The 21,884-nt window shown below is 58.7% G+C and carries 20 protein-coding genes; 8 read left to right on the top strand and 12 right to left on the bottom strand.

The window, feature by feature from the left end; genetic code table 11:
* Nucleotides 1-47: 47 nt before the first annotated feature.
* From IM304_RS19285 to cpxP, 6 genes are all read right to left on the bottom strand, one after another.
* Nucleotides 48-1,352 (bottom strand): SLC13 family permease, encoded by a 1,305-nt coding sequence (locus tag IM304_RS19285; protein WP_193355904.1) that lies wholly within the window; start codon nt 1,350-1,352, stop codon nt 48-50.
* A gap of 73 nt (nt 1,353-1,425) precedes the next feature.
* A complete protein-coding gene (locus tag IM304_RS19280; RefSeq protein WP_148422771.1) occupies nt 1,426-2,169 on the bottom strand; it encodes a CDP-diacylglycerol diphosphatase in 744 nt (247 codons plus the stop codon).
* 111 nt (nt 2,170-2,280) lie between these two features.
* Complete coding sequence (locus tag IM304_RS19275; RefSeq protein WP_193355905.1) at nt 2,281-3,270, bottom strand: sulfate ABC transporter substrate-binding protein; 990 nt, start codon at nt 3,268-3,270, stop codon at nt 2,281-2,283.
* 214 nt (nt 3,271-3,484) lie between these two features.
* The gene (gene pfkA, locus IM304_RS19270) at nt 3,485-4,447 is read right to left on the bottom strand and encodes a 6-phosphofructokinase (protein ID WP_028014852.1); all 963 of its coding nucleotides are present in this window, start codon (nt 4,445-4,447) and stop codon (nt 3,485-3,487) included.
* Nucleotides 4,448-4,621: 174 nt separating this feature from the next.
* The gene (fieF, locus tag IM304_RS19265) at nt 4,622-5,515 is read right to left on the bottom strand and encodes a CDF family cation-efflux transporter FieF (protein WP_148422769.1); all 894 of its coding nucleotides are present in this window, start codon (nt 5,513-5,515) and stop codon (nt 4,622-4,624) included.
* Nucleotides 5,516-5,668: 153 nt separating this feature from the next.
* Nucleotides 5,669-6,175 (bottom strand): cell-envelope stress modulator CpxP, encoded by a 507-nt coding sequence (gene cpxP, locus IM304_RS19260; RefSeq protein WP_148422768.1) that lies wholly within the window; start codon nt 6,173-6,175, stop codon nt 5,669-5,671.
* A 150-nt stretch (nt 6,176-6,325) separates the two neighbouring features.
* Here cpxP and cpxR point away from each other — a divergent pair, with 150 nt between their 5' ends.
* Both cpxR and cpxA read left to right on the top strand, forming a co-directional pair.
* Nucleotides 6,326-7,024, top strand: a complete 699-nt coding sequence (gene cpxR / locus IM304_RS19255; protein WP_148422767.1) for an envelope stress response regulator transcription factor CpxR — start codon at nt 6,326-6,328, stop codon at nt 7,022-7,024.
* A complete protein-coding gene (cpxA, locus tag IM304_RS19250) occupies nt 7,021-8,394 on the top strand; it encodes an envelope stress sensor histidine kinase CpxA (RefSeq protein WP_148422766.1) in 1,374 nt (457 codons plus the stop codon). The genes cpxR and cpxA overlap by 4 nt, the downstream gene beginning before the upstream one ends.
* Nucleotides 8,395-8,483: 89 nt before the next feature.
* On the opposite strand, the gene yiiM is transcribed toward cpxA, so the two are convergent.
* On the bottom strand, nt 8,484-9,158 hold the full coding sequence (yiiM, locus tag IM304_RS19245) for a 6-hydroxyaminopurine reductase (protein WP_193355906.1): 675 nt from the start codon (nt 9,156-9,158) through the stop codon (nt 8,484-8,486).
* A 66-nt stretch (nt 9,159-9,224) separates the two neighbouring features.
* Nucleotides 9,225-9,845 carry a superoxide dismutase [Mn] gene (gene sodA / locus IM304_RS19240; RefSeq protein ID WP_003861999.1) on the bottom strand — a complete coding sequence of 207 codons (621 nt, stop codon included), beginning with the start codon at nt 9,843-9,845 and terminating at the stop codon, nt 9,225-9,227.
* Between the two features lie 288 nt (nt 9,846-10,133).
* Here sodA and rhaT point away from each other — a divergent pair, with 288 nt between their 5' ends.
* Nucleotides 10,134-11,168, top strand: coding sequence for an L-rhamnose/proton symporter RhaT (gene rhaT / locus IM304_RS19235; RefSeq protein ID WP_148422508.1), 1,035 nt, complete (start codon nt 10,134-10,136; stop codon nt 11,166-11,168).
* Here the strand turns inward: rhaT and rhaR are convergent, their stop codons facing one another.
* Complete coding sequence (rhaR, locus tag IM304_RS19230; RefSeq protein ID WP_193355907.1) at nt 11,169-12,017, bottom strand: HTH-type transcriptional activator RhaR; 849 nt, start codon at nt 12,015-12,017, stop codon at nt 11,169-11,171. It abuts the gene before it with no gap.
* A 73-nt stretch (nt 12,018-12,090) separates the two neighbouring features.
* A complete protein-coding gene (rhaS, locus tag IM304_RS19225) occupies nt 12,091-12,927 on the bottom strand; it encodes an HTH-type transcriptional activator RhaS (protein WP_193355908.1) in 837 nt (278 codons plus the stop codon).
* Between the two features lie 301 nt (nt 12,928-13,228).
* Between rhaS and rhaB the strand changes: the two genes are divergently transcribed.
* The 5 genes from rhaB (at nt 13,229) to rhaM (ending at nt 18,412) form a co-directional block, all read left to right on the top strand.
* Nucleotides 13,229-14,698: a rhamnulokinase gene (rhaB, locus tag IM304_RS19220; protein WP_193355909.1), complete on the top strand. Its 1,470-nt coding sequence runs from the start codon at nt 13,229-13,231 to the stop codon at nt 14,696-14,698.
* Complete coding sequence (rhaA, locus tag IM304_RS19215) at nt 14,695-15,954, top strand: L-rhamnose isomerase (protein WP_193355910.1); 1,260 nt, start codon at nt 14,695-14,697, stop codon at nt 15,952-15,954. The genes rhaB and rhaA overlap by 4 nt, the downstream gene beginning before the upstream one ends.
* A 121-nt stretch (nt 15,955-16,075) precedes the next feature.
* On the top strand, nt 16,076-16,906 hold the full coding sequence (gene rhaD, locus IM304_RS19210) for a rhamnulose-1-phosphate aldolase (RefSeq protein WP_176609178.1): 831 nt from the start codon (nt 16,076-16,078) through the stop codon (nt 16,904-16,906).
* A gap of 46 nt (nt 16,907-16,952) precedes the next feature.
* On the top strand, nt 16,953-18,101 hold the full coding sequence (fucO, locus tag IM304_RS19205; protein ID WP_193355911.1) for a lactaldehyde reductase: 1,149 nt from the start codon (nt 16,953-16,955) through the stop codon (nt 18,099-18,101).
* On the top strand, nt 18,098-18,412 hold the full coding sequence (gene rhaM / locus IM304_RS19200) for an L-rhamnose mutarotase (RefSeq protein WP_193355912.1): 315 nt from the start codon (nt 18,098-18,100) through the stop codon (nt 18,410-18,412). Before fucO ends, rhaM begins: the two co-directional genes overlap by 4 nt.
* On the opposite strand, the gene IM304_RS19195 is transcribed toward rhaM, so the two are convergent.
* Both IM304_RS19195 and IM304_RS19190 read right to left on the bottom strand, forming a co-directional pair.
* Nucleotides 18,400-19,677, bottom strand: a complete 1,278-nt coding sequence (locus IM304_RS19195; protein ID WP_176609175.1) for an MFS transporter — start codon at nt 19,675-19,677, stop codon at nt 18,400-18,402. The genes rhaM and IM304_RS19195 overlap by 13 nt on opposite strands.
* A gap of 44 nt (nt 19,678-19,721) precedes the next feature.
* On the bottom strand, nt 19,722-21,845 hold the full coding sequence (locus IM304_RS19190; protein ID WP_193355913.1) for an alpha-galactosidase: 2,124 nt from the start codon (nt 21,843-21,845) through the stop codon (nt 19,722-19,724).
* Nucleotides 21,846-21,884 lie beyond the last annotated feature (39 nt).

Here is a 21,884-nt window from a genome sequence, read left to right as displayed (position 1 = left end):
CTCCCTGTGGGAGAGGGTTGGGGTGAGGGGAAACCCCTCGCGCCGAACTACACTTTCCCCAACACGCTAAACCACAAGTAATCCAGCGGCAGCAGCACCAGATACGTCGCAATCGCCAGCGCCAGGCAGAGCAGCATTCCCGCCTTCGCGGGCACTTTCCCTAAGCCCATCGCCACCACAATCGGCGACGCCTGATACGGCAGCAGCGGCGTGGAGTACCCCAGCACCTGAATCATAATCACCGACAGCAGCGGAAAACCGGTCGCGTCGGAAAAGCTCTGCGCCAGCGTGGTATAGAGCGCCGGAACGCCGTTGGCGGTCATAATGAAGTTGAGCGCCGTGGTGATCCCGGTCAGCGCCAGGAAGCTGGTAAACGGTCGGTCCGCATCCAGCGGCATGATATGAAGCAGCACCTCTCCCACAGCCGAACCGATACCGGTTTGCGTCACGACGATCGCCAGCCCGAGAATACCCGCAACGTAAATACAGGTGCGCATATTTACCCCCGCCGAGAACTCCTCGCCGGTGATAAAACCAATGCGCGGGAGCATGACGATAATCGAGGCCGCCAGCCCCGTCCACGCTGGCCCCACGCCGTGCCAGCTCTCCGTCACCCACATCATCAGCACCACCGCCAGCAGCCAGGCGAGTCGCTTTTCGTCACGCCCCATCGGTTCAGACGGCGTGAGATCCTTCGCCGGTTTCGGGCTGCCGGGGAACAGCCAGCAGATCAGGCCAATCAGAATCAGGCCCTTGAGCATGCCCAGAACAGGCGTGTGCAACAGCAGGTAGGGAACGTAGTTCAGGTGAATACCGTACGAGCCTTCCGCCGCGCCGCTCATGACCAGGTTAGGCACGTTGGCGGGCAGGATAGTGGCCGAGAGCTGGAAGGTGCCGAAGCCGACCGCCAGCGCCAGGCCAAACCAGGCGCGCGAGCCGTCGGGAATGTCGGCCCGCTTCGCCATGGCCGCGACAATCGGCATCAGCAGCGCAATACGCCCCATGTTTGACGGCATCACGAACGCCAGGGCGTAGCTCAGCAGCACCACGCTCGCCACCATCAGCACCCAGGAGTCGGTGAGTTTCGCCGATAGCGCCCGGGCGGCCCTGTCTGCCAGACCGGTTTTACGGATCGCCACGCCCAGCACAAAGCCGCTGAATACCAGCCAGAAAGCCGACGAGGAAAAACCGCCAAAGATCGCTTCCGGCGGGGCAATTCTGGCGGCCATCGCCGCCGTGAAGAACAGCAGCGCGGTGATAAATTCCGGCAATAGCGACGTCGCCCACAGGACGATGGTGACGCCGACGATCAGCGAGGGAAGCAACAGAGGATGCGTTAACCAGAGCGACATACCTGTCTCCTGTAGAATTTTTCAGCAAGTCTACGGCGACAGGCAGGACGAGTAAACGCTATTTATGGTGGGGTCACTTCAGGATATCGCATTGATGATCCTGTAATTCCTCAGCCGACGCGCGGTTAAAGGCAAGCCAGTTACGCTCCGTCGCCAGCAGCACAAACGATCCGTCAGACTGCTGCGCCATCGCCAGCGCGAAGCGCCCCATATGGTCGCGCGCTTCCGGCAGCTCCTCCGCCAGCATCATAAACGGACTACGCTGCACCAGCTCGTTCTCCGTCACCCGACGGGCAAGGTACTCGTGCCCTTCCAGCCCGCCCGGAAGCGGTAGCCACTGGGTGCTGATTTGCCCCTGCGCCGCGTTAAGCTTCTCGCGCACGTCCGGGCGCAGGCAGGAGATATGGATATGGAAATGGTTTTGCGTGCGTCCGGTCGGGGAGTTGATGGTCAGCGAAACGGCGCTGTCGGGTACCTCAGCTCCCCGCTTCATGCTCATAAAGTTACGCGACTGCCATGCCAGCCAGAAGAAGTTCGGCGTCTGAGGCTCGGTCAGCAGCGGGCTTTCGGTGCCGTTGATACGGTAGGTGGGCATCAGAAGATATTGCAGCGGCCCGTTGCGGTCTTTAAACACCACGTAGCCGGCATCCGGCTTCACCTCCGCGCACGGCGCCGGATTATGGTTTTGCAGCTGGTTGGGCACACACTGGTCGAGAACGATATGGCGCAACGCATTCGGATTACCCGCTTTCATCCAGTACACGCCGCCTGCGGCAAGGGCGATAATAATCAGGATCGATAAGATAATTTTTTTCACAACGCGTTCCCTGTTTTCAATAAAGGCAAAAGAGTAACGCAAAATGATGACCAAATAAAAAACCCGGTGGATTTCTCACACCGGGTAACCGTGTCGTGCGTTGTGAAACGCTTAACGCTTGCTGATCTGGTCGAAGGTGCCGCCGTTAGAGAAGTGCTCCTTCTGCGCTTTCGTCCAGCCGCCAAACACCCCATCGATAGTGAACAGCTTCAGCTTCGGAAAGGCGTTTTCATACTTCTTCGCGACAGATTCATCCCGTGGGCGGTAGTAATTTTTCGCCGCGATTTCCTGGCCTTCCGGCGAGTAGAGATACTTCAGGTAAGCTTCCGCCACCGCCCGGGACCCTTTTTTATCCACGACCTTATCGACCACGGAGACGGTCGGCTCGGCCAGAATGGATTCGCTTGGGGTAACGATCTCAAACTTGTCTTTACCCAGCTCGTGGGTTGCCAGCAGGGCTTCGTTTTCCCAGGCAATCAGCACGTCGCCAATGCCGCGCTCAACGAAGGTATTGGTCGCGCCGCGCGCGCCGGAGTCCAGCACTTCGACGTTTTTAAACAGCGCCTTGACGAAGTCCTGCGCTTTCGCCTGGTCACCGCTGTTGTGGTGCAGCGCATAGCCCCAGGCCGCCAGGTAGTTCCAGCGTGCGCCGCCGGAGCTTTTCGGGTTCGGAGTAATGACGGACACGCCCGGCTTAACCAGATCGTTCCAGTCTTTGATCTGTTTCGGGTTGCCTTTACGCACCAGGAAGACAATGGTCGAGGTGTATGGCGCAGAGTTATCCGGCAGGCGCTTGATCCAGTTTTTGTCGATACGGCCACGTTCGGCAATCGCGTCCACGTCATAGGCCAGCGCGAGGGTGACCACATCGGCTTCGATGCCGTTGATCACGGACGTCGCCTGCTTGCCGGAACCGCCGTGAGACTGGCGAACCACCACGTTATCGCCGGTTTCCTGCTTCCAGTGCGCCGCGAAGGCCTTGTTGTACTGGTCGTACAGTTCACGCGTCGGATCATACGACACGTTCAGTAGCTGAATGTCCTTTGCCAGTACGCTGGTCGATGCCAGCAATAATGTTAACCCCACGCCCCATTTGTTCATCGCCCGGCTCTCTTATGCAGTGTTTTGATGAATGCAGCGTGCCAGAAAGCGAATGGATGATTAAAGAATAAAAAAAGATTGGCTATAACGTGAGGGAATAAAAAAGTGGATGAGTGGCCTGATGCTCTCACCCCAGCCCTCTCCACAGGAGAGGGAGCACACAAAAAAAACGGTAACCCTGGGGTTACCGTTTTGCATTTATCCTGAATGCCGATCAGTACAGTTTTTTCGCGCAGTCCAGCCAGTCACCTTTGAACGGACGCTTCATGTTTTCAATCGCGTCGATGATGTCATGGTGAACGAGCTGTTCGTTCTGGATGCCGACGCAACGGCCGCCGTGCCCCTGCAGGAGCAGCTCGATAGCGTACGCGCCCATGCGGGACGCCAGGATGCGGTCGTATGGACCCGGGGAACCGCCACGCTGGATGTGGCCCAGAACGGTTGCACGGGTTTCGCGTTTGGTTTCGGTTTCGATATACTTCGCCAGTTCATCAACATCACAGATGTGCTCGGTGATGGCAACGATCGCGTGTTTTTTACCTTTCGCGATACCGGCTTTGATTTCAGCAACCAGATCTTCACGGCTGAATTCCACTTCCGGAACCACCACGAACTCACACCCACCGGCAATGGCCGCCGCCAGGGTCAGGTCACCGCAGTAACGGCCCATCACCTCAACGATAGAAATACGCTGGTGCGAAGAAGAGGTGTCACGCAGGCGGTCGATGGCTTCCACAACGGTACCCAGGGCGGTGAAGTAACCGATGGTGTAATCGGTGCCTTTGATATCGTTATCGATGGTGCCAGGCAGGCCGATGCACGGGAAGCCCATTTCGGTCAGACGTTTTGCACCCATGTATGAGCCGTCGCCGCCGATAACCACCAGCGCGTCCAGGCCGCGTTTTTTCATGTTTTCGATAGCCACTTCACGGATGTGTTCGTCACGGAATTCCGGGAAGCGCGCGGAGCCGAGGAATGTACCACCACGGTTGATCATGTCAGACACGCTGTAACGGTCGAGTTGAACCATGCGGTCTTCATACAGACCCAGATAACCGTCATAGATACCAAAAACTTCCAGACCTTCCGTCAGCGCTGCACGGACAACCCCACGAATTGCCGCGTTCATGCCCGGCGCATCACCGCCGCTTGTCAACACACCGATTTTCTTAATCATGACTACCTCTGAACTTAGGAATGCAAAATTGAAATCTGCTGCCGGAAGAAACTGCTCAACCGTCGAATACTGCAAATAGTATATCAATCCCTTCCAGCTGAATTGATTCAGGTCAGGCCATATGGTGGTAATTTATCCACAAAATGCTGGTCTGGCTCACTTTTTTACAACGAATTACGAAAGCTCAAATGCCCTGGGAACGACCGAGCACGGATCCTGGTGAATAATGACGTCTGACCCAGGGAAACGCTGCAAAATCGCCTGCTCCACCTGTTCAGCTATCATATGCGCCTGAACCAGCGGCAGGTTGTCTTCCATTTCCAAATGAATCTGAATAAAGCGGGTCGGCCCTGACTGCCGCGTACGAAGATCGTGGGCACCACTGACGCCAGGCCAGGAGGTCACGATGGTATAAATTTCATCACGTTCTGCGTCGGGTAGCGCACGGTCCAGAAGCGACTGTACCGCGTCATACCCCATGCGCAACGCGCTGTACAAAATATAGATCCCTATCCCTAACGCAAACAACGCGTCGGCCCGGTGCCAGCCATACCAGGCCAGACCAAGCGCAATAAGAATAGCCCCATTCATCATAACATCAGACTGATAATGAAGCATATCTGCCCGTACCGCCTGGCTTTGTGTTTTTCTTACCACCCAGCGCTGGAACGTTACAAGAACAAGTGTGCTTATAAGTGCAACTACCGTTACGACCACGCCAACGCCCGGATCGTTCATCGGAGAAGGCGAAATAAGGTGCTGAATGCCGGTTAAAAACAGGAACAGCGCCGAGCCGGAAATAAACATGCTTTGCGCCAGCGCGGCCAGCGATTCCGCTTTGCCGTGGCCGAACGTATGCTCTTCATCCGCCGGTTGCAGCGAGTAGCGCACCACCAGCAGGTTGGTCAGCGAGGCGGCGATATCCACCAGAGAGTCCACTAACGCCGCCAGAATACTGACCGACCCGGTGTACCACCACGCGAAAATTTTAATGATCAGCAAACACGACGCCATTACCGTCGCGGCTATTGCGGCCCGGCTTACCAGCCGTCCATAGGATTGATTCATAAACACTCCTGTCATGCCATGGCGCTAGTATAACGGATGGTGGTGGAGTGAAAGGATGAATAAAGCGTTAACAAACCTGAACGACGGGCAAAAAAAACCCCCACATCATGTGGGGGAAGACAGGGATGGTGTCTATGGCAAGGAAAACAGGGTTTACTGGTTACTACGGGTACTGCTATTGCTACTGAAAAGCGTCATATCTGAGCTTCGCTGCATCCGTGCAACCTCACGCAGCTGGTTCATACGCTGCTGATGTTTGGTATTCAAAACCGCCTGCTGCTCGGGCGTTAACAGGTGGAACATCTGGTTGCGGACCTTCGCCATTTCTACCTGGCGGGCAACCTGTTCCTGCGCCATTTTTTCTGCCTGAGCGCGTACAGCGCTTTCGTCAAAATTTTCTGCGGTGACAAGGCGATGCATTGTCTCCATTTCGCTAACATTAACAGGGGGCTGATCGTGTCGTGCCCTCTGCATCAGATCTCGCATCTGTTGACGCTGATGTTCGGTTAAACTTATGCCGTCAAACATATGGCTTTGGCTGCTGTGCTGCGTTGCGCCCTCCAGTGAGGAACCGTTATCGCTGTTGATAGCTACAGCAGCCTGGCTAAACGCACTGAACGCCAGCGTTGAGGCCATGACGGCAGCGGTAACTTTGCGCATCACTTGCTCCCAAAATCTTTCGTGTCGCGATTCAACGAGAGACAGTCTACGATTCAGGCTGCAAACATGCGTCAGGGGGTGTAAAACAACGTAAAGTCATGGATTAGATAGCCTTGATGTCGTAATTTCTGCCTCGGAGGTATTTAAACAATGAATAAAATCCTGTTAGTTGATGATGACCGAGAGCTCACATCCCTTTTAAAGGAGTTGCTCGACATGGAAGGTTTCAACGTCCTGGTTGCCCATGATGGGGAACAGGCGCTGAGTCTCCTTGACGACAGCATCGATCTACTTTTGCTCGACGTAATGATGCCGAAGAAAAACGGTATTGATACGCTGAAAGAGCTTCGCCAGACACACCAGACCCCCGTTATCATGCTGACCGCGCGCGGCAGCGAGCTTGACCGTGTACTCGGCCTTGAGCTGGGTGCGGATGACTATTTACCTAAGCCGTTCAACGATCGTGAACTGGTAGCCCGTATTCGCGCCATCCTGCGCCGTTCCCACTGGAGCGAGCAGCAGCAGAATACCGACAACAGCTCACCAACGCTGGAAGTTGACTCCCTGAGCCTGAATCCGGGCCGTCAGGAAGCGAGCTTCGACGGTGAAGTTCTTGAGCTGACCGGCACCGAGTTCACCCTGCTGTATCTGCTGGCGCAGCATCTCGGCCAGGTCGTGTCGCGTGAGCATTTAAGCCAGGAAGTGCTGGGTAAACGCCTCACGCCGTTCGATCGCGCTATCGATATGCATATCTCGAACCTGCGCCGTAAGCTGCCGGAGCGTAAAGACGGTCATCCGTGGTTTAAAACCCTGCGTGGTCGCGGTTATCTGATGGTTTCCGCTTCATGATAGGCAGCTTAACCGCCCGCATCTTCGCCATCTTCTGGCTGACGCTGGCACTGGTTTTAATGCTCGTTTTGATGTTGCCAAAACTCGACTCACGCCAGATGACGGAGCTGCTGGACAGCGAGCAACGTCAGGGCGTGATGATCGAGCAGCACGTGGAAGCGGAGCTGGCAAACGATCCGCCGAACGATTTAATGTGGTGGCGCAGGCTGTTTCGCGCTATCGACAAGTGGGCGCCCCCCGGACAACGCCTTTTGCTGGTGACCAGCGAAGGCCGCGTCATTGGGGCCGATCGCAATGAGATGCAGATTATCCGCAACTTTATTGGCCAGGCGGATAACGCCGATCACCCACAGAAAAAGAAATATGGTCGGGTAGAGATGGTTGGCCCTTTCTCGGTACGGGATGGGGAAGACAACTACCAGCTCTATCTGATTCGCCCAGCGAGCAATTCCCAGTCCGACTTCATCAACCTGCTGTTTGACCGTCCGCTTCTGCTGTTGATTGTCACGATGCTGGTCAGCTCTCCGCTGCTGTTATGGCTGGCATGGAGCCTGGCGAAACCGGCGCGTAAGCTGAAAAACGCGGCGGACGAAGTGGCACAGGGCAACCTGAGGCAGCATCCGGAGCTGGAATCCGGGCCGCAGGAGTTTCTGGCCGCGGGAACCAGCTTCAACCAGATGGTAAGCGCTCTTGACCGCATGATGACCGCACAGCAACGCCTGCTGTCGGACATCTCGCATGAACTGCGTACGCCGCTCACGCGCCTGCAGCTGGGTACCGCCCTGCTGCGTCGCCGCAGCGGCGAGAGCAAAGAGCTGGAGCGTATTGAGACGGAAGCCCAGCGCCTGGACAGCATGATCAACGATCTGCTGGTGATGTCGCGCAATCAGCAGAAAAACGCGCTGGTGAGCGAAACGGTGAAAGCCAATCAGCTGTGGCACGAGGTGCTGGACAACGCGGCGTTCGAAGCGGAGCAGATGGGCAAATCCTTCACCGTCAATTTCCCGCCGGGCCCGTGGCCGCTGTACGGTAACCCCAACACGCTGGAAAGCGCGCTGGAGAATATCGTGCGTAACGCCCTGCGCTATTCCCATACGAAGATTGAAGTGGCGTTTTCGGTGGATAAAGACGGGATCACCATCATCGTGGACGACGACGGTCCAGGCGTCAGCCCGGAAGATCGCGAGCAAATTTTCCGTCCGTTCTATCGTACCGACGAAGCGCGCGACCGTGAATCTGGCGGTACGGGGCTGGGACTGGCGATTGTCGAAACCGCCATGCAGCAGCACCGCGGCTGGGTGAAGGCCGATGACAGCCCGCTGGGCGGGTTGCGGTTAACGCTGTGGCTGCCGCTGTATAAGCGTTCGTAGTTTTCCCCTCACCCCGGCCCTCTCCCCACAGGGGAGAGGGTGTTTTTAGTCCCCTCTCCCCTGTGGGGAGAGGGTTAGGGTGAGGGGCATTATTTCCCCCACAATCTCCGCGAACTGCTCTCGATCTTCCCGCTTATCCGCCGCTTCTGCATCGTTCTGGTCCAGCTTGTCGACAGCCCCGCCGCCGACAGCAGCCGATGATACTGCTCGTCATCGAACGGCATATGCCATGCAATGGCGCAGGCCTCATGCACGGAGACATCGCTCAGGCGCGAGGCGAGCGCCAGCGGCGCATCCGCAGAAACCTCTCCCGCCTGCACCACGCGGTACAGCCAGCCGGTTTTACCCGCGTTTTGCAGCCGGGCCGACATGTCCTGAATGCCGAAATGGTAGTTAAGCTTGAAGCACGGCGAGCGTGGCTGCGTCACCTGAATCAGGGCATCGCCCCAGCGGTAAATATCGCCGATAAAGACGTTCTTCTCCGTCAGCCCTTCGGTCGACAGATTTTCACCAAACGCCGGCGCGACGAACAGGTCCGCCTGCTCAGGAAATTCGGTTTTCCAGTGCTGATAGTGCTCGCGCGGATAGTGGCACAGCGCGCGCTCGGGCCCGCCGTGGATCTTCTTTTCAGCCTGCTGGTCACCCGCCAGGCCGAGCTCGGTCAGCGTCAGCTCGCCGTCGACCTGCACCTTGGCGATGGCGCTCGGGCGGCTGCCGTCGTACTCCCTTACCTTGCCTGTAAACACATTCACCGGGTAATGCATCTCTACTCCTTCAGATACAAAAAAAGCGAGTCATCAGACTCGCTTCTCGCAGGCGTCAATGCAACCTTATTTTTTAGCGGCGAAACGCGCTGCTGCTTCGTCCCAGTTCACTACATCCCAGAACGCTTTGATGTAGTCAGGGCGACGGTTCTGGAACTTCAGATAGTAAGCGTGCTCCCACACGTCCAGACCCAGGATTGGGAAACCGGATGCGCCAGAAATAGCTTCACCCATCAGCGGGGAGTCCTGGTTTGCGGTAGAAACAACCGCCAGCTTGTCGCCTTTCAGCACCAGCCACGCCCAGCCAGAGCCGAAACGGGTTGCAGCCGCTTTTTCGAATTCCGCTTTGAAGTTATCAACGGAGCCGAAGTCGCGCTCGATAGCCGCTTTCAGGTCGCCCTGAAGGGTGGTGCCGGTTTTCAGGCCTTTCCAGAACAGGCTGTGGTTAGCGTGACCGCCAGCGTTGTTACGCAGCACGGTTTTTTTGTCTGCCGGCAGCTGGTCCAGTTTGGTAATCAGCTCTTCAACAGGCAGGTTTGCGAACTCTGGCAGGCTTTCCAGCGCAGCATTCGCGTTGTTCACGTAGGTCTGGTGGTGTTTAGTGTGATGGATTTCCATCGTCTGCTTGTCGAAATGCGGTTCCAGTGCGTCGTAGGCATACGGCAGGGATGGCAGTGTATAACTCATAATCCTCTCCATTAGTGTCGGGCGGCACAGCTGTTAATGCCGCGTAAGCAGTTGGTTCATTATAGTTAATTAAATGATATTGAAAATGATTATCAATGCCGTAGTTTTTATAAGGTTATTCGCGTTTCGATAAATCACAAAATTGTGAGTCTGCTCACCTGCTTAACGTGATAATTGCCACCCTGAACAAAAGTGCGGCAACCTTCTCAAGGTTACTGAACCGCCTAATTTTTACACTCATCAGGTCGGCGGGAAGCCACCGACTATAAAAACGATGAGGATGTAAAAATGAATCATGCGATTACGATGGGTATCTTCTGGCATTTGATAGGCGCGGCCAGTGCAGCCTGTTTCTATGCCCCGTTTAAAAAGATTAAGGGCTGGTCATGGGAAACCATGTGGTCCGTTGGCGGTACGGTATCATGGCTGATTTTGCCCTGGACCATCAGCGCCATGCTGCTTCCGGATTTCTGGGGCTACTTCTCCTCCTTCAGTGCCTCCACCCTGCTGCCGGTGTTTCTGTTCGGCGCGATGTGGGGCATCGGTAATATCAATTACGGCCTGACCATGCGCTACCTCGGCATGTCGATGGGGATTGGCATCGCGATTGGCATTACGCTGATCGTCGGCACGCTGATGACGCCGATCCTCAACGGCGATTTCGACGTGCTGATCAACACCCAGGGCGGGCGGATGACCCTGCTGGGCGTGCTGGTAGCGGTGATCGGCGTGGGTATCGTCACCCGTGCGGGCCAGCTGAAAGAGCGCAGGATGGGCATCAAGGCCGAAGACTTTAACCTGAAGAAAGGGCTGCTGCTGGCGGTGATGTGCGGCATCTTCTCGGCGGGCATGTCGTTCGCCATGAACGCGGCGAAGCCTATGCACGAAGCGGCCGCCGCGCTGGGCGTCGACCCGCTGTACGTGGCCCTGCCAAGCTACGTGGTGATCATGGGCGGCGGCGCGCTGGTAAACCTCGGCTTCTGCTTTATTCGTCTGGCAAAGGTGAAAAATCTGTCGGTAAAAGCCGACTTCTCGCTGGCAAAATCCTTAATCATCACCAACGTGCTGCTCTCCGCCCTTGGCGGCCTGATGTGGTATCTGCAGTTCTTTTTCTACGCCTGGGGCCACGCCAGCATTCCGCCGCAGTACGACTACATAAGCTGGATGCTGCACATGAGCTTCTACGTCCTGTGCGGCGGGCTGGTTGGGCTGGTGCTGAAGGAGTGGAATAACGCCGGACGTCGTCCGGTGGGCGTGCTGAGCCTGGGCTGCGTGGTGATTATCATTGCCGCCAACATTGTCGGCCTCGGCATGGCGAGCTGATCAGGCCGCCTTTCGACTGTGATGACGCCACTGAACCGGCGTCATCCCCACCTCGCGGTTAAACACCACCGAAAAGTAGTTACTGTCCTCAAAGCCGCAGCGCATCGCCACCTCGCTGACCATCAGCTCCGTATGCTGCAGCAGGTACTGGGCGTGGCAGATGCGCAGCTGGCGCAGGTAGTGGTTCACCGTCATCCCCGTCTGGGTGCGGAACTGCTGGCGCAGCGCGCGCTCGCTGCACTGCTCCTGCTCGCAAAACTTTTCCAGCACGAAGCTTTTGTTCAGGCTGCCCGCGAGCCGGGCGATCAGCTTGTCCAGCAGCGCTTCCTGCGCGGTAGCGGAGGGGTTATCGGTGGCGTAACGATGGCGCCTGAGGGTTATAACCAGCTGGGCGAAAAGCAGTTCCGCCATCTGGTTAGCCACCGGATCGCTTTTCTGGCTCTCCTGCTCCAGCTGGGAGATCGTCTGGCGCACCTGAGCCATGCCGCTACTGCTTAAGCGCCAGTGCGGTTCGCCGCCGGCATCAAGAAAACGGGGGATGCTGGCCGCCCAGTCGATATTCAGCCGGAGTCTGTCCGGGCAGTAGATGACGTTCTGCAACACCAGATCGTTAACCGAGGCGTAGGCGTGTTTGTCTTCGGCGCGGATGTAGAACAGATCCCCGCGCGTGATACGGTAGGGCCGGTCGTTGAGGATGTGTAAACCGTTGCCGCGCCACACCAGCACTAGCTCGCAGAACTCGTGGGTGTGCCCGGCAAAGACGTTTTGCGGGTAGCGGTCCGCCACCGCGACGGCCTGACTCGCGGAGGCGAAAAAATCATCTTTGCGAAGAATTAACTGAGCGGCCACACCACAACCTCTACGGTGAATAACCGGACATTATTAGCCTTTTTGCGGTCTGAAAACGGTGACTGCCCTCGCGTTACTGAAGCAACGCGTCTTTCCCCTGCCGGATATCGCGCGGCGACCAGCTGAATTCCCGGCGAAACAGGGTCGAAAAGTGATTGCTGTCGCCGAAACCGCAGCGATAGGCGATATCCGTGACGCTTTCGTCGGTGTGGCGTAAAAGATGGCGCGCCTTGATCAGGCGCAGGCGGTTAAGGTAGCGCTGCGGCGTCAGCCCCGTGCGCTGCTTAAGCTGACGATGCAGCGTGCGCAGCGACAGCGAATAATCCTCCGCCAGCGTCTCCCAGCACACGTCCTCGGCAAAATGGTCCTCCAGCCAGGCCATCAGCTGGTTCAGCCGGCCGTCGTTATTTTCCAGGCCTTCCACCAGGCTGCCGCGGCGCAGCAGCACCAGCAGCTGCATGAACAGCAGCTCGCGGGTGACGATAGCGTGCGTCTCCTGCCCGTCTTCGCCCTGCTCCATCTGGCTCACCAGCTGGCGCACCTGCTGCAACGTGGACTGATTTACCCGCCAGTGCGACGGATAGTGTCCGTCCTGCTCCTGGGGCAACAGCTGGTTCAGCCCCGAAATAAACTGGAACGCATCCGGCGAACGATAGAGCACATTGGTCAGGCACAGGTTGTCGGTATGTTCATACAGGTGCCTGTCGTGGTCGCGCACGAAGCACACCGTGCCGCCGCTGATGGTATACGGCTGGCCGTTGAAGACATGAATGCCCGTCCCGTGCTCCACAATCACAATCTCATGAAAATCATGGTGATGTTCTGGAAAGGCAGCCTGAGGAAGCCGTGGCTCAATCGCGACCGGAGAAGCTCCCGAAGGAAAAAAATCGACGCTGTGCAGTACGGTCATTACGGCCTCCACCAATGAGAAAAGTTCTCAAAATAGTAATTAAGGCCTTTCGCGCTCACCTTAAATTTTTGACAGCAAACCGCGCAAAAGCTGCCGATTTTTCAAGAAACAGGCGGAAAGATCGGGAAATGCGGTCAGCGTCACACTGCCTGAAAACCCCGCCATTCCTGGAAACTGTGAACTCCCTCACGTTCATCTTTGCTTTCTTGCCAGCGCGAGTTTTGGGCTGTCAGTGACGAGAAGGTGGCCTTTTCCTCCCTTTTTTACACTCAGCGCTAATGACTTTAGAAGGGACCTGACCATGACTTTTCGCCATTGTGTGGCTGTCGATTTAGGCGCATCCAGCGGCCGCGTAATGCTCGCCACCTGGGACTGCGGCCAGCGCGCTCTTACGCTTCGCGAAATGCACCGCTTCGCCAACTGCCTGCAAAAACGGGACGGCTTTGATACCTGGGATATTGATGCCCTGGAAGCGGAGATCCGCATCGGACTGAACAACGTCTGCAACGACGGCATTCGCATCGACAGCATCGGGATTGATACCTGGGGCGTGGACTACGTTCTGCTCGATGGCCACGGCGAACGCGTCGGCCTGCCCGTCTCGTATCGCGACGGCCGCACCGACGGGCTGATGGCGCACGCCATCGCGCAGCTTGGCAAGGACAGCATCTACGGCCGCAGCGGCATTCAGTTTCTGCCGTTTAACACGCTGTATCAGCTGCGCGCGCTGGTTGAGCAGCAGCCCGAGCTGGCCGAAAAGGTGGCGCACGCGCTGCTGATCCCGGACTACTTAAGCTACCGGCTGACCGGCAACATGAACTGGGAATACACCAACGCCACCACCACGCAGCTGGTCAACATCAACACCGATAGCTGGGATGAAACCCTGCTTGCCTGGACCGGCGCTTCGCCTTCCTGGTTCGGCACGCCGACCCATCCGGGTAACGTGATCGGGCAGTGGATTTGCCCGCAGGGGAACGCCATCCCGGTTGTCGGCGTCGCCAGCCACGATACCGCCAGCGCGGTGATCGCATCGCCGCTGGCCGATAAAGACGCGGCCTACCTCTCTTCCGGCACCTGGTCGCTGATGGGCTTTGAGAGCAAAACGCCGTACACCAGCGACGCCGCTCTGGCGGCGAACATCACTAACGAAGGCGGTGCCGAAGGGCGCTACCGCGTGCTGAAGAACATCATGGGCCTGTGGCTGCTCCAGCGGGTGCTGAAAGAGCAGCACATTGCCGACCTGCCTGCGCTTATCGCAGAAACCGAAAAGCTGAAGGCCTGCACGTTCCTGATCAACCCGAACGACGACCGCTTTATCAACCCGGTGCATATGAGCGCCGAAATCCAGGCCGCCTGTTTTGAAGCCGGGCAGCCGGTGCCTTCGCGCCCTGCCGAGCTGGCGCGCTGTATTTTTGACAGCCTGGCCCTGCTCTATGCCGACATCCTGAGCGAGCTGGCGAGCCTTCGCGGTAAACCGTTCAGTCAGCTGCACATCGTGGGCGGCGGCTGTCAGAACCAGCTGCTGAACCAGCTCTGCGCTGACGCCTGCGGCATCACCGTGGTGGCGGGTCCGGTGGAGGCCTCGACGCTCGGCAATATCGGCATTCAGCTGATGACCCTGGACGAACTTTCAGACGTCGACGATTTCCGCTCGGTAGTCGCCGCGAACACCCGTCTGACCACCTTCACCCCTAATCCCTGCCATGAAATTGCCCGCTACCGGGCGCAGTTTCAGCAAAAACGACTGACTAAGGAGCTTTGCGCATGACCACTCAACTTGAACAAGCCTGGGACCTGGCTAAACAGCGTTTCGCCGCCGTCGGCGTGGATGTCGAAGCGGCGCTGCGCCAGCTCGACCGTCTGCCGGTCTCCATGCACTGCTGGCAGGGCGATGACGTGGCCGGCTTCGAGAACCCGGGCGGTTCTCTGACGGGTGGCATTCAGGCGACGGGTAACTACCCGGGCAAAGCGCGCAGCGCGAGCGAGCTGCGTGCGGATCTGGAGCTGGCGCTGAGCCTGATCCCGGGGCCAAAACGCCTGAACCTGCACGCGATTTATCTGGAGTCCGACGAGCCGGTGGCGCGTAACGAGATCAAACCGGAACACTTTAAAAACTGGGTGGAGTGGGCGAAAGCCAACAAGCTGGGCCTGGACTTTAACCCCTCCTGCTTCTCGCACCCGCTGAGCGCGGACGGCTTTACCCTCGCCCACGCCAACGACGACATCCGTCAGTTCTGGATCGACCACGTCAAGGCCAGCCGCCGCGTCTCGGCGTATTTTGGCGAGCAGCTCGGCACGCCGTCGGTGATGAACATCTGGATCCCGGACGGCATGAAGGACATCACCGTCGACCGTCTGGCCCCGCGTCAGCGCCTGCTGGCCGCGCTGGATGAAGCCATCAGCGAAAAGCTAAACCCGGCGCACCACATCGACGCGGTGGAGAGCAAGCTGTTCGGCATTGGCGCAGAGAGCTACACCGTCGGCTCGAACGAGTTCTACATGGGTTACGCCACCAGCCGCCAGACCGCCCTGTGCCTGGACGCCGGCCACTTCCACCCAACAGAAGTGATCTCCGACAAAATCTCCGCCGCCATGCTCTTCGTGCCGCGCCTGCTGCTGCACGTCAGCCGCCCGGTGCGCTGGGACAGCGACCACGTGGTGCTGCTGGATGACGAAACCCAGGCGATTGCCAGCGAAATCATCCGCCATGACCTGTTTGACCGCGTGCACATTGGCCTCGACTTCTTCGACGCCTCCATCAACCGCATCGCGGCGTGGGTGATCGGCACCCGCAACATGAAGAAAGCGCTGCTGCGCGCTCTGCTGGAGCCAGTCGCCGCGCTGAAACAGCTGGAAGCAAACGGCGACTACACCGCGCGCCTGGCGCTGCTGGAAGAGCAAAAATCCCTGCCGTGGCAGGCGGTGTGGGAAATGTACTGCCAGCGTCACGACGCCCCGGCAGGCAGCCAGTGGCTGGAAAACGTGCGGGCGTATGAAAAAGACGTATTGAGTCAGCGCGGGTAACTGCCCCCTCACCCCTGCCCTCTCCCCAAAGGGGAGAGGGAGCAAACCATCCCCTCTCCCCTTTGGGGAGAGGGTTAGGGTGAGGGGTTCAACCTCACCGCGATAACTGGAAAAGAAAACTATGCAGACCATCACTACCTCCTGGTTCGTCCAGGGCATGATCAAAGCCACCTCCGACGCCTGGCTGAAGGGCTGGGACGAGCGTAACGGCGGCAACCTCACGCTGCGCCTGGACGACGCGGATATCGAGCCGTTCGCCGCCGATTTTCATCAGAAGCCGCGCTATATCGCCCTGAGCCAGCCCATGCCGCTGCTCGCCAATACGCCGTTTATCGTCACCGGTTCCGGCAAATTCTTCCGCAACGTCCAGCTCGACCCGCAGGCCAACCTCGGCGTGGTGAAGGTGGACAGCGACGGCGCGGGCTACCACATTCTGTGGGGGCTGACGGACGACGCGGTGCCAACGTCCGAGCTGCCGGCACACTTCCTCTCCCACTGCGAGCGCATTAAGGCGACCAACGGCAAGGACCGCGCGATCATGCACTGCCACGCCACCAACCTGATCGCCCTGACCTACGTGCTGGAAAACAGCTCGGACTTCATCACCCGCAAGCTGTGGGAAGGCAGCACCGAGTGTCTGGTGGTCTTCCCGGACGGCGTCGGCATTCTGCCGTGGATGGTGCCGGGTACCGACGAGATCGGCCAGGCGACCGCCAGAGATATGCAAAAACATTCGCTGGTGCTGTGGCCGTTCCACGGCGTCTTCGGCAGCGGCCCGACGCTGGATGAAACCTTTGGCCTGATCGACACCGCTGAAAAATCGGCGGAGGTGCTGGTGAAGGTCTATTCCATGGGCGGTATGAAGCAAACCATTACCCGCGAAGAGCTTATCGCGCTCGGCAAGCGCTTCGGCGTGAGCCCGCTACGGTCAGCGCTGGAATTATACGCGTAACCCCTCGCTGGCCGGACGGTACTGGCGATAGTTAAGGAGAATTATCATGAGCTTTATGTTGGCACTTCCAAAAATCAGCCTGCACGGCGCGGGCGCAATCGGCGACATGGTCAGGCTGGTGGCAAACAAGCGGTGGGGAAAAGCGCTGATTGTCACCGACGGCCAGCTGGTGAAGCTGGGCCTGCTCGACAGCCTGTTTACCGCGCTGGACGCCCATGAGATGTCGTATCACCTGTTCGACGAGGTGTTCCCGAACCCGACGGAAGCGCTGGTGCAGAAAGGATTCACAGCGTACCGGGACGCGGAGTGTGATTATGTAATTGCCTTCGGCGGCGGCAGCCCGATTGATACCGCCAAAGCCATTAAGATCCTCACCGCTAACCCCGGCCCGTCCACCGACTACTCCGGCGTCGGCAAGGTGAAAAACCCGGGCGTGCCGCTGGTGGCGATCAACACCACCGCGGGCACGGCGGCGGAGATGACCAGCAACGCGGTAATTATTGACTCCGCGCGCCAGGTGAAGGAGGTGATCATCGACCCGAACATCATCCCGGACATCGCCGTGGATGACGCCAGCGTGATGCTCGATATTCCCGCCTCCGTGACCGCCGCCACCGGCATGGACGCGTTAACCCACGCCGTTGAGGCCTACGTCTCCGTTGGCGCGCACCCGCTGACCGACGCCAACGCGCTGGAAGCAATTCGCCTAATTAACCGCTGGCTGCCGGAAGCGGTCAACAACGGCCATAACCTGGAAGCGCGCGAGCAGATGGCGTTTGGGCAATACCTGGCGGGCATGGCGTTTAACAGCGCTGGCCTTGGCCTCGTGCACGCCCTCGCGCACCAGCCGGGCGCGACGCACAACCTGCCGCACGGCGTGTGCAACGCCATCCTGCTGCCGATCGTCGAAAACTTTAACCGCCCGAACGCCGTAGCCCGCTTTGCCCGCGTGGCCCAGGCGATGGGTGTCGACACGCAGGGTATGAGCGACGAGGCGGCCAGCACGTCAGCGATTCAGGCGATTCGCGACCTGAGCGCCCGCGTCGGCATTCCGTCCGGCTTCAGCCAGCTTGGCGTCAGCAAAGCCGATATCGAAGGCTGGCTGGATAAAGCCCTCGCTGACCCGTGCGCGCCATGCAATCCGCGCACCGCCAGCCGCGACGAGGTTCGCGAGCTCTACCTGGAGGCATTATGATCCGCAAAGCCTTTGTCATGCAGGTTAACCCGGACGCGCACGAGGAGTACGCGCGCCGCCACAATCCGATCTGGTCCGAGCTGGAAGCGGTGCTGAAGGACCACGGCGCGCACCGCTACGCCATTTATCTCGACGGTGAACGCAGCCTGCTGTTTGCCACCGTGGAGATTGAATCGGAGGAGCGCTGGAACGCGGTAGCGAATACCGACGTCTGCCAGCGCTGGTGGAAACACATGCGCGATGTGATGCCGTCGAACCCCGACAACAGCCCGGTGAGTGCCGGGCTGAAAGAGGTGTTTTACCTGGACTGACCGGTTAACGCTGCCGCGCCCGCGGCAGCGGCAATCTCCTGCCTGCTGCTCAGCGTAAACGCCGACACCACCGTAACCGCCAGCACGAAGCAGCCCAGCATCAGATACGTCTCCTGGAAGCCGATCCGGTCATACATATTCCCGGCAAAGGCGGAGAGGAAGATCGCGGCCGACTGCTTGGCAAACTGGAAGCCAATCAGGTAGATAGTGGCCGACAGACGCGTATCAAACACGCCGGTAATATACTTGAACGCCCCCACCAGCAGGAACGGGACCTCCAGCGCGTGCAGCATCTTGAGGGCAATCACTTCCACGGCGGTGGTGGCGAAAGACGAGCCGATGATGCGCGTCGCCATAATCACCCCGGCGATCAGCAGCGTGTTTTTCGCGCCGATGCGGTTAATGATCCACGGCGAGCAGAACATGATGATGGCGTTGCAAATTTCTCCCGCCGTCGTCGCAAAACCAAAGGCGCGGGTGCCCTCCTGCGGCGTGGCGAAGAAGGTTTTGAAGAAGGTGGCAAACTGCTGGTCGAAAACGTCATACACGCAGGCCACGCCGATCACGTACAGAATAAACATCCACATTCTGCGCTGGCGGAACAGGCTGAACACGGTTCTGGCGGTGATCTGCGGCTGGTTCGCGCCCAGGGCGTTCATCACCTGCGCCGTCTGGTTGGGCTTCGGCTTCGCGACCACCAGCAGCAGCATCAGCAGCAGCGCCGCCCCCGATCCCATCCAGAAAACGTACGACGGATCGATGCCGAACAGAATACCGCCGGTTGAGGCGCACAGCCCCCAGCCGAGGCAGCCAAACATGCGCGCCTTGCCGTATTCAAAAAAGCTGTTGCGGCTCACGCGCTCGATGTAGGCCTCAATCGCTCCCGACCCCGCCGAAAAGACAAAGCCGATATACAGCCCGCCGCTCAGCGCGCCCAGCCAGATATTGGTTTTCAGCAATGGCGCAAAGACGTACAGAAAGAACGGTGCGAAGAGAAACAGCAATACAGAGATAATCCACAGCAGGTGCTTTTTCAGCCCCAGCTTGTCCGAAATCACCCCCAGCACCGGCTGGAAGGCGATAGCCGAGAGCGAAATGCAGGAGAAAACGATGCCGGTATGGGTTTTATTCAGGCCGATGATGTCCGACAGCCAGATAGGCAGAAACGGAAAGCAGGTGGCCATGATGAAGAAGTAGAGAAAGAAGAACAGCCCAAAAATCCAGAAGTTAGGGTTGTCTTTGTGGGTACAGGTTGTTGTGTTCATTATTTTTATCCTCAACGGAGGGCCGGCTCCCCGGCCCGTCACCCTTACACGCGTTCCACGCCAATCAGAATGGCGGTCTCCGGATCCAGAATCGGCAGCGCAATACCCGCCTGCATCAGCCACTCACCGCTTGCCGTTTGCGGCGCGTTCATCCATGCCGGGAGCTTGCGCATGGTGTGCCCGCCCTCTCCCGTAATCTGAATATTCGGGTGATCCAGCAACGTGATGCGGTACTGCGCGCTGGCGTCCAGCCCCGGCATGCGCAGCGGCATCATCAGGGTGTAATCCGGCATCGCGAGCTGGCTGACCATAAACAGCCCGTGCTTCCTGTCGTCGCTCACTATACCCTGCGCCAGCGTGGTCGCGTCCGGCATATCCACCCGCCACTGGGTGCCGCGGTGGATCACCTCGCGCCACTGCTTGTGCAGCGCGGCGTAATGGCGATAGCCTTCGCGCTCCTGCGCGTCCACGGTGAGCGGATCCAGCTCCAGCCCCATATGGCCAAACAGCGCCGTCAGCCCGCGAAAGGCAATGCTGTGCTGGCGGAAGGTGGCGTGACATTTATGATGACCGATATGCGCGCCCATCACCTCCGGCGGGAAAAAGTAGCTCATGCCGCGCTGAATGGTGCTGCGCTCCAGCGCGTCGTTATTGTCGGATGCCCAGAAGCGGTGGCTGCGGGCCAGCACCTCATAGTCAATACGTCCGCCGCCGGACGAGCAGGATTCAAACTCAACGTGCGGGAAGCGCTCGCCCAGCACGTCCAGCAGGCGATAAAACTGGCGCGTCTGGGCGTCTGCGGCGGCTTTGCCGTTGTGCCCAGGCTGCACCAGCTCGCGGTTCATGTCCCACTTCACGTAGTCGACCGCATGTTCGCCCAGCAGCCAGCTCATTCGCTCCACCAGGTAATCAAAGGCTTCCGGAATGTTCAGGTTAAGCACCAGCTGGTGTCGTCCGGTCGCCTGCGCGTATCCCGGCAGCGCCAGAACCCAGTCAGGATGCGCGCGGTATAAATCAGAATCCGGGTTAATCATCTCCGGCTCAACCCAGATGCCAAACTCCATGCCGAGCCGTTTAACGTGGTTAATCACCGGCGTCAGGCCGTTCGGGTATTTTTTCTCGTCCAGATACCAGTCGCCCAGCGCGGCATGGTCGTCGTTGCGGCCTTTGAACCAGCCGTCGTCGATGATAAAGCGCTCCACGCCGAGCGCCGCGGCCTCGTCGGCCATGCGCATGATGTACTCCGGATCGTGGCTGAAGTAGATCCCCTCCCAGGTGTTGAGGTGTACCGGACGCGGTTTGTTTTCCGGGAAGCGGATGATGTTGTCGCGCAGGTAGCGGTGGAACTGCTGGCTCATGCCGTTCAGCCCGTGCGCGGAGTAGCTGGCATACAGGCGCGGCGTCCAGATCGTTTCGCCCTCGTCAATCGCCATTTCACCCGGCAGGTAGAGCGCTTCGGCCTGCATATAACGGCGGCCATCGGTTTTTGCCTCCGCGCGCAGGCGGTGGTTACCGCTCCATCCCAGGTGCACGCCCCAGACGTCGCCGTGCATTTCGCTGAACGACGGCGTGCCCGAAATCAGCGCCGGGAAGTGTTCGTGGGAGGTTTTACCTCGACGGTTTTCGATGACAAAGCTGTCGTGCTCAAGCATGACGCGGTGCGGCTGAAATTCTCTGATCCAGCGTCCGTGGAAGGCCATTACCTCGCGCGCGCGCTCGGCCACCGGCAGCGTAACGGCGAAACGATCCACCTGCCACGCCTGCGATTTCAGGTTGGTTAGGCCGTGGCGCACGACCAGCACGCCGCTGGCGTCCAGCGCCAGCTCGCTGGTCAGGCGCAGGCCCGCGTGTTCATCTTCTGCCGTTATCGTCAGGGTTTGCCCCTGCTGCTGCACGTCCGTGGTGCTGAAAACCGGGGAACCGTCCAGCCCCTGCCGGTGCCCCTCAATGCCGGGGGAACCAAACAGGCCGTGCCCCAGCTCGGCCATCAGCGTAACCGGTGAATCCACATCAAGCCTGCCGTTGGCCACCGGGCGCGCGAGCGTAGCGGCATACTGCGGCGAAAAGTGCTGAAGGTGCGGCCCCCAGTAGAGAATTTCGGCGAACGGGCGCGTTTTTATTACCACGTCCACCGCGTTGCTTACGAGTCGAAATACGGAATCTTGCATCAGACATCTCCTGTCATCGGGATGTCCTGAGTGTTGATC

It is taken from the genome of Enterobacter cloacae complex sp. P40C2 (genome assembly GCF_014930695.1).
GTDB classification, from domain to species: domain Bacteria; phylum Pseudomonadota; class Gammaproteobacteria; order Enterobacterales; family Enterobacteriaceae; genus Enterobacter; species Enterobacter pasteurii.
The sequence above is the reverse complement of the archived record's forward strand: the minus strand, read 5'-3'. Positions and strand labels throughout refer to the sequence as shown.

Bases quoted from the DNA above. Each gene is read 5' to 3' on its own strand.
- IM304_RS19285 (WP_193355904.1), bottom strand. From the start codon at position 1,352: ATGTCGCTCTGGTTAACGCATCCTCTGTTGCTTCCCTCGCTGATCGTC.
- IM304_RS19275 (WP_193355905.1), bottom strand. From the start codon at position 3,270: ATGAACAAATGGGGCGTGGGGTTAACATTATTGCTGGCATCGACCAGC.
- pfkA (WP_028014852.1), bottom strand. From the start codon at position 4,447: ATGATTAAGAAAATCGGTGTGTTGACAAGCGGCGGTGATGCGCCGGGC.
- fieF (WP_148422769.1), bottom strand. From the start codon at position 5,515: ATGAATCAATCCTATGGACGGCTGGTAAGCCGGGCCGCAATAGCCGCG.
- cpxP (WP_148422768.1), bottom strand. From the start codon at position 6,175: ATGCGCAAAGTTACCGCTGCCGTCATGGCCTCAACGCTGGCGTTCAGT.
- cpxR (WP_148422767.1), top strand. From the start codon at position 6,326: ATGAATAAAATCCTGTTAGTTGATGATGACCGAGAGCTCACATCCCTT.
- cpxA (WP_148422766.1), top strand. From the start codon at position 7,021: ATGATAGGCAGCTTAACCGCCCGCATCTTCGCCATCTTCTGGCTGACG.
- yiiM (WP_193355906.1), bottom strand. From the start codon at position 9,158: ATGCATTACCCGGTGAATGTGTTTACAGGCAAGGTAAGGGAGTACGAC.
- sodA (WP_003861999.1), bottom strand. From the start codon at position 9,845: ATGAGTTATACACTGCCATCCCTGCCGTATGCCTACGACGCACTGGAA.
- rhaT (WP_148422508.1), top strand. From the start codon at position 10,134: ATGAATCATGCGATTACGATGGGTATCTTCTGGCATTTGATAGGCGCG.
- rhaS (WP_193355908.1), bottom strand. From the start codon at position 12,927: ATGACCGTACTGCACAGCGTCGATTTTTTTCCTTCGGGAGCTTCTCCG.
- rhaB (WP_193355909.1), top strand. From the start codon at position 13,229: ATGACTTTTCGCCATTGTGTGGCTGTCGATTTAGGCGCATCCAGCGGC.
- rhaA (WP_193355910.1), top strand. From the start codon at position 14,695: ATGACCACTCAACTTGAACAAGCCTGGGACCTGGCTAAACAGCGTTTC.
- rhaD (WP_176609178.1), top strand. From the start codon at position 16,076: ATGCAGACCATCACTACCTCCTGGTTCGTCCAGGGCATGATCAAAGCC.
- fucO (WP_193355911.1), top strand. From the start codon at position 16,953: ATGAGCTTTATGTTGGCACTTCCAAAAATCAGCCTGCACGGCGCGGGC.
- rhaM (WP_193355912.1), top strand. From the start codon at position 18,098: ATGATCCGCAAAGCCTTTGTCATGCAGGTTAACCCGGACGCGCACGAG.
- IM304_RS19195 (WP_176609175.1), bottom strand. From the start codon at position 19,677: ATGAACACAACAACCTGTACCCACAAAGACAACCCTAACTTCTGGATT.
- IM304_RS19190 (WP_193355913.1), bottom strand. From the start codon at position 21,845: ATGCAAGATTCCGTATTTCGACTCGTAAGCAACGCGGTGGACGTGGTA.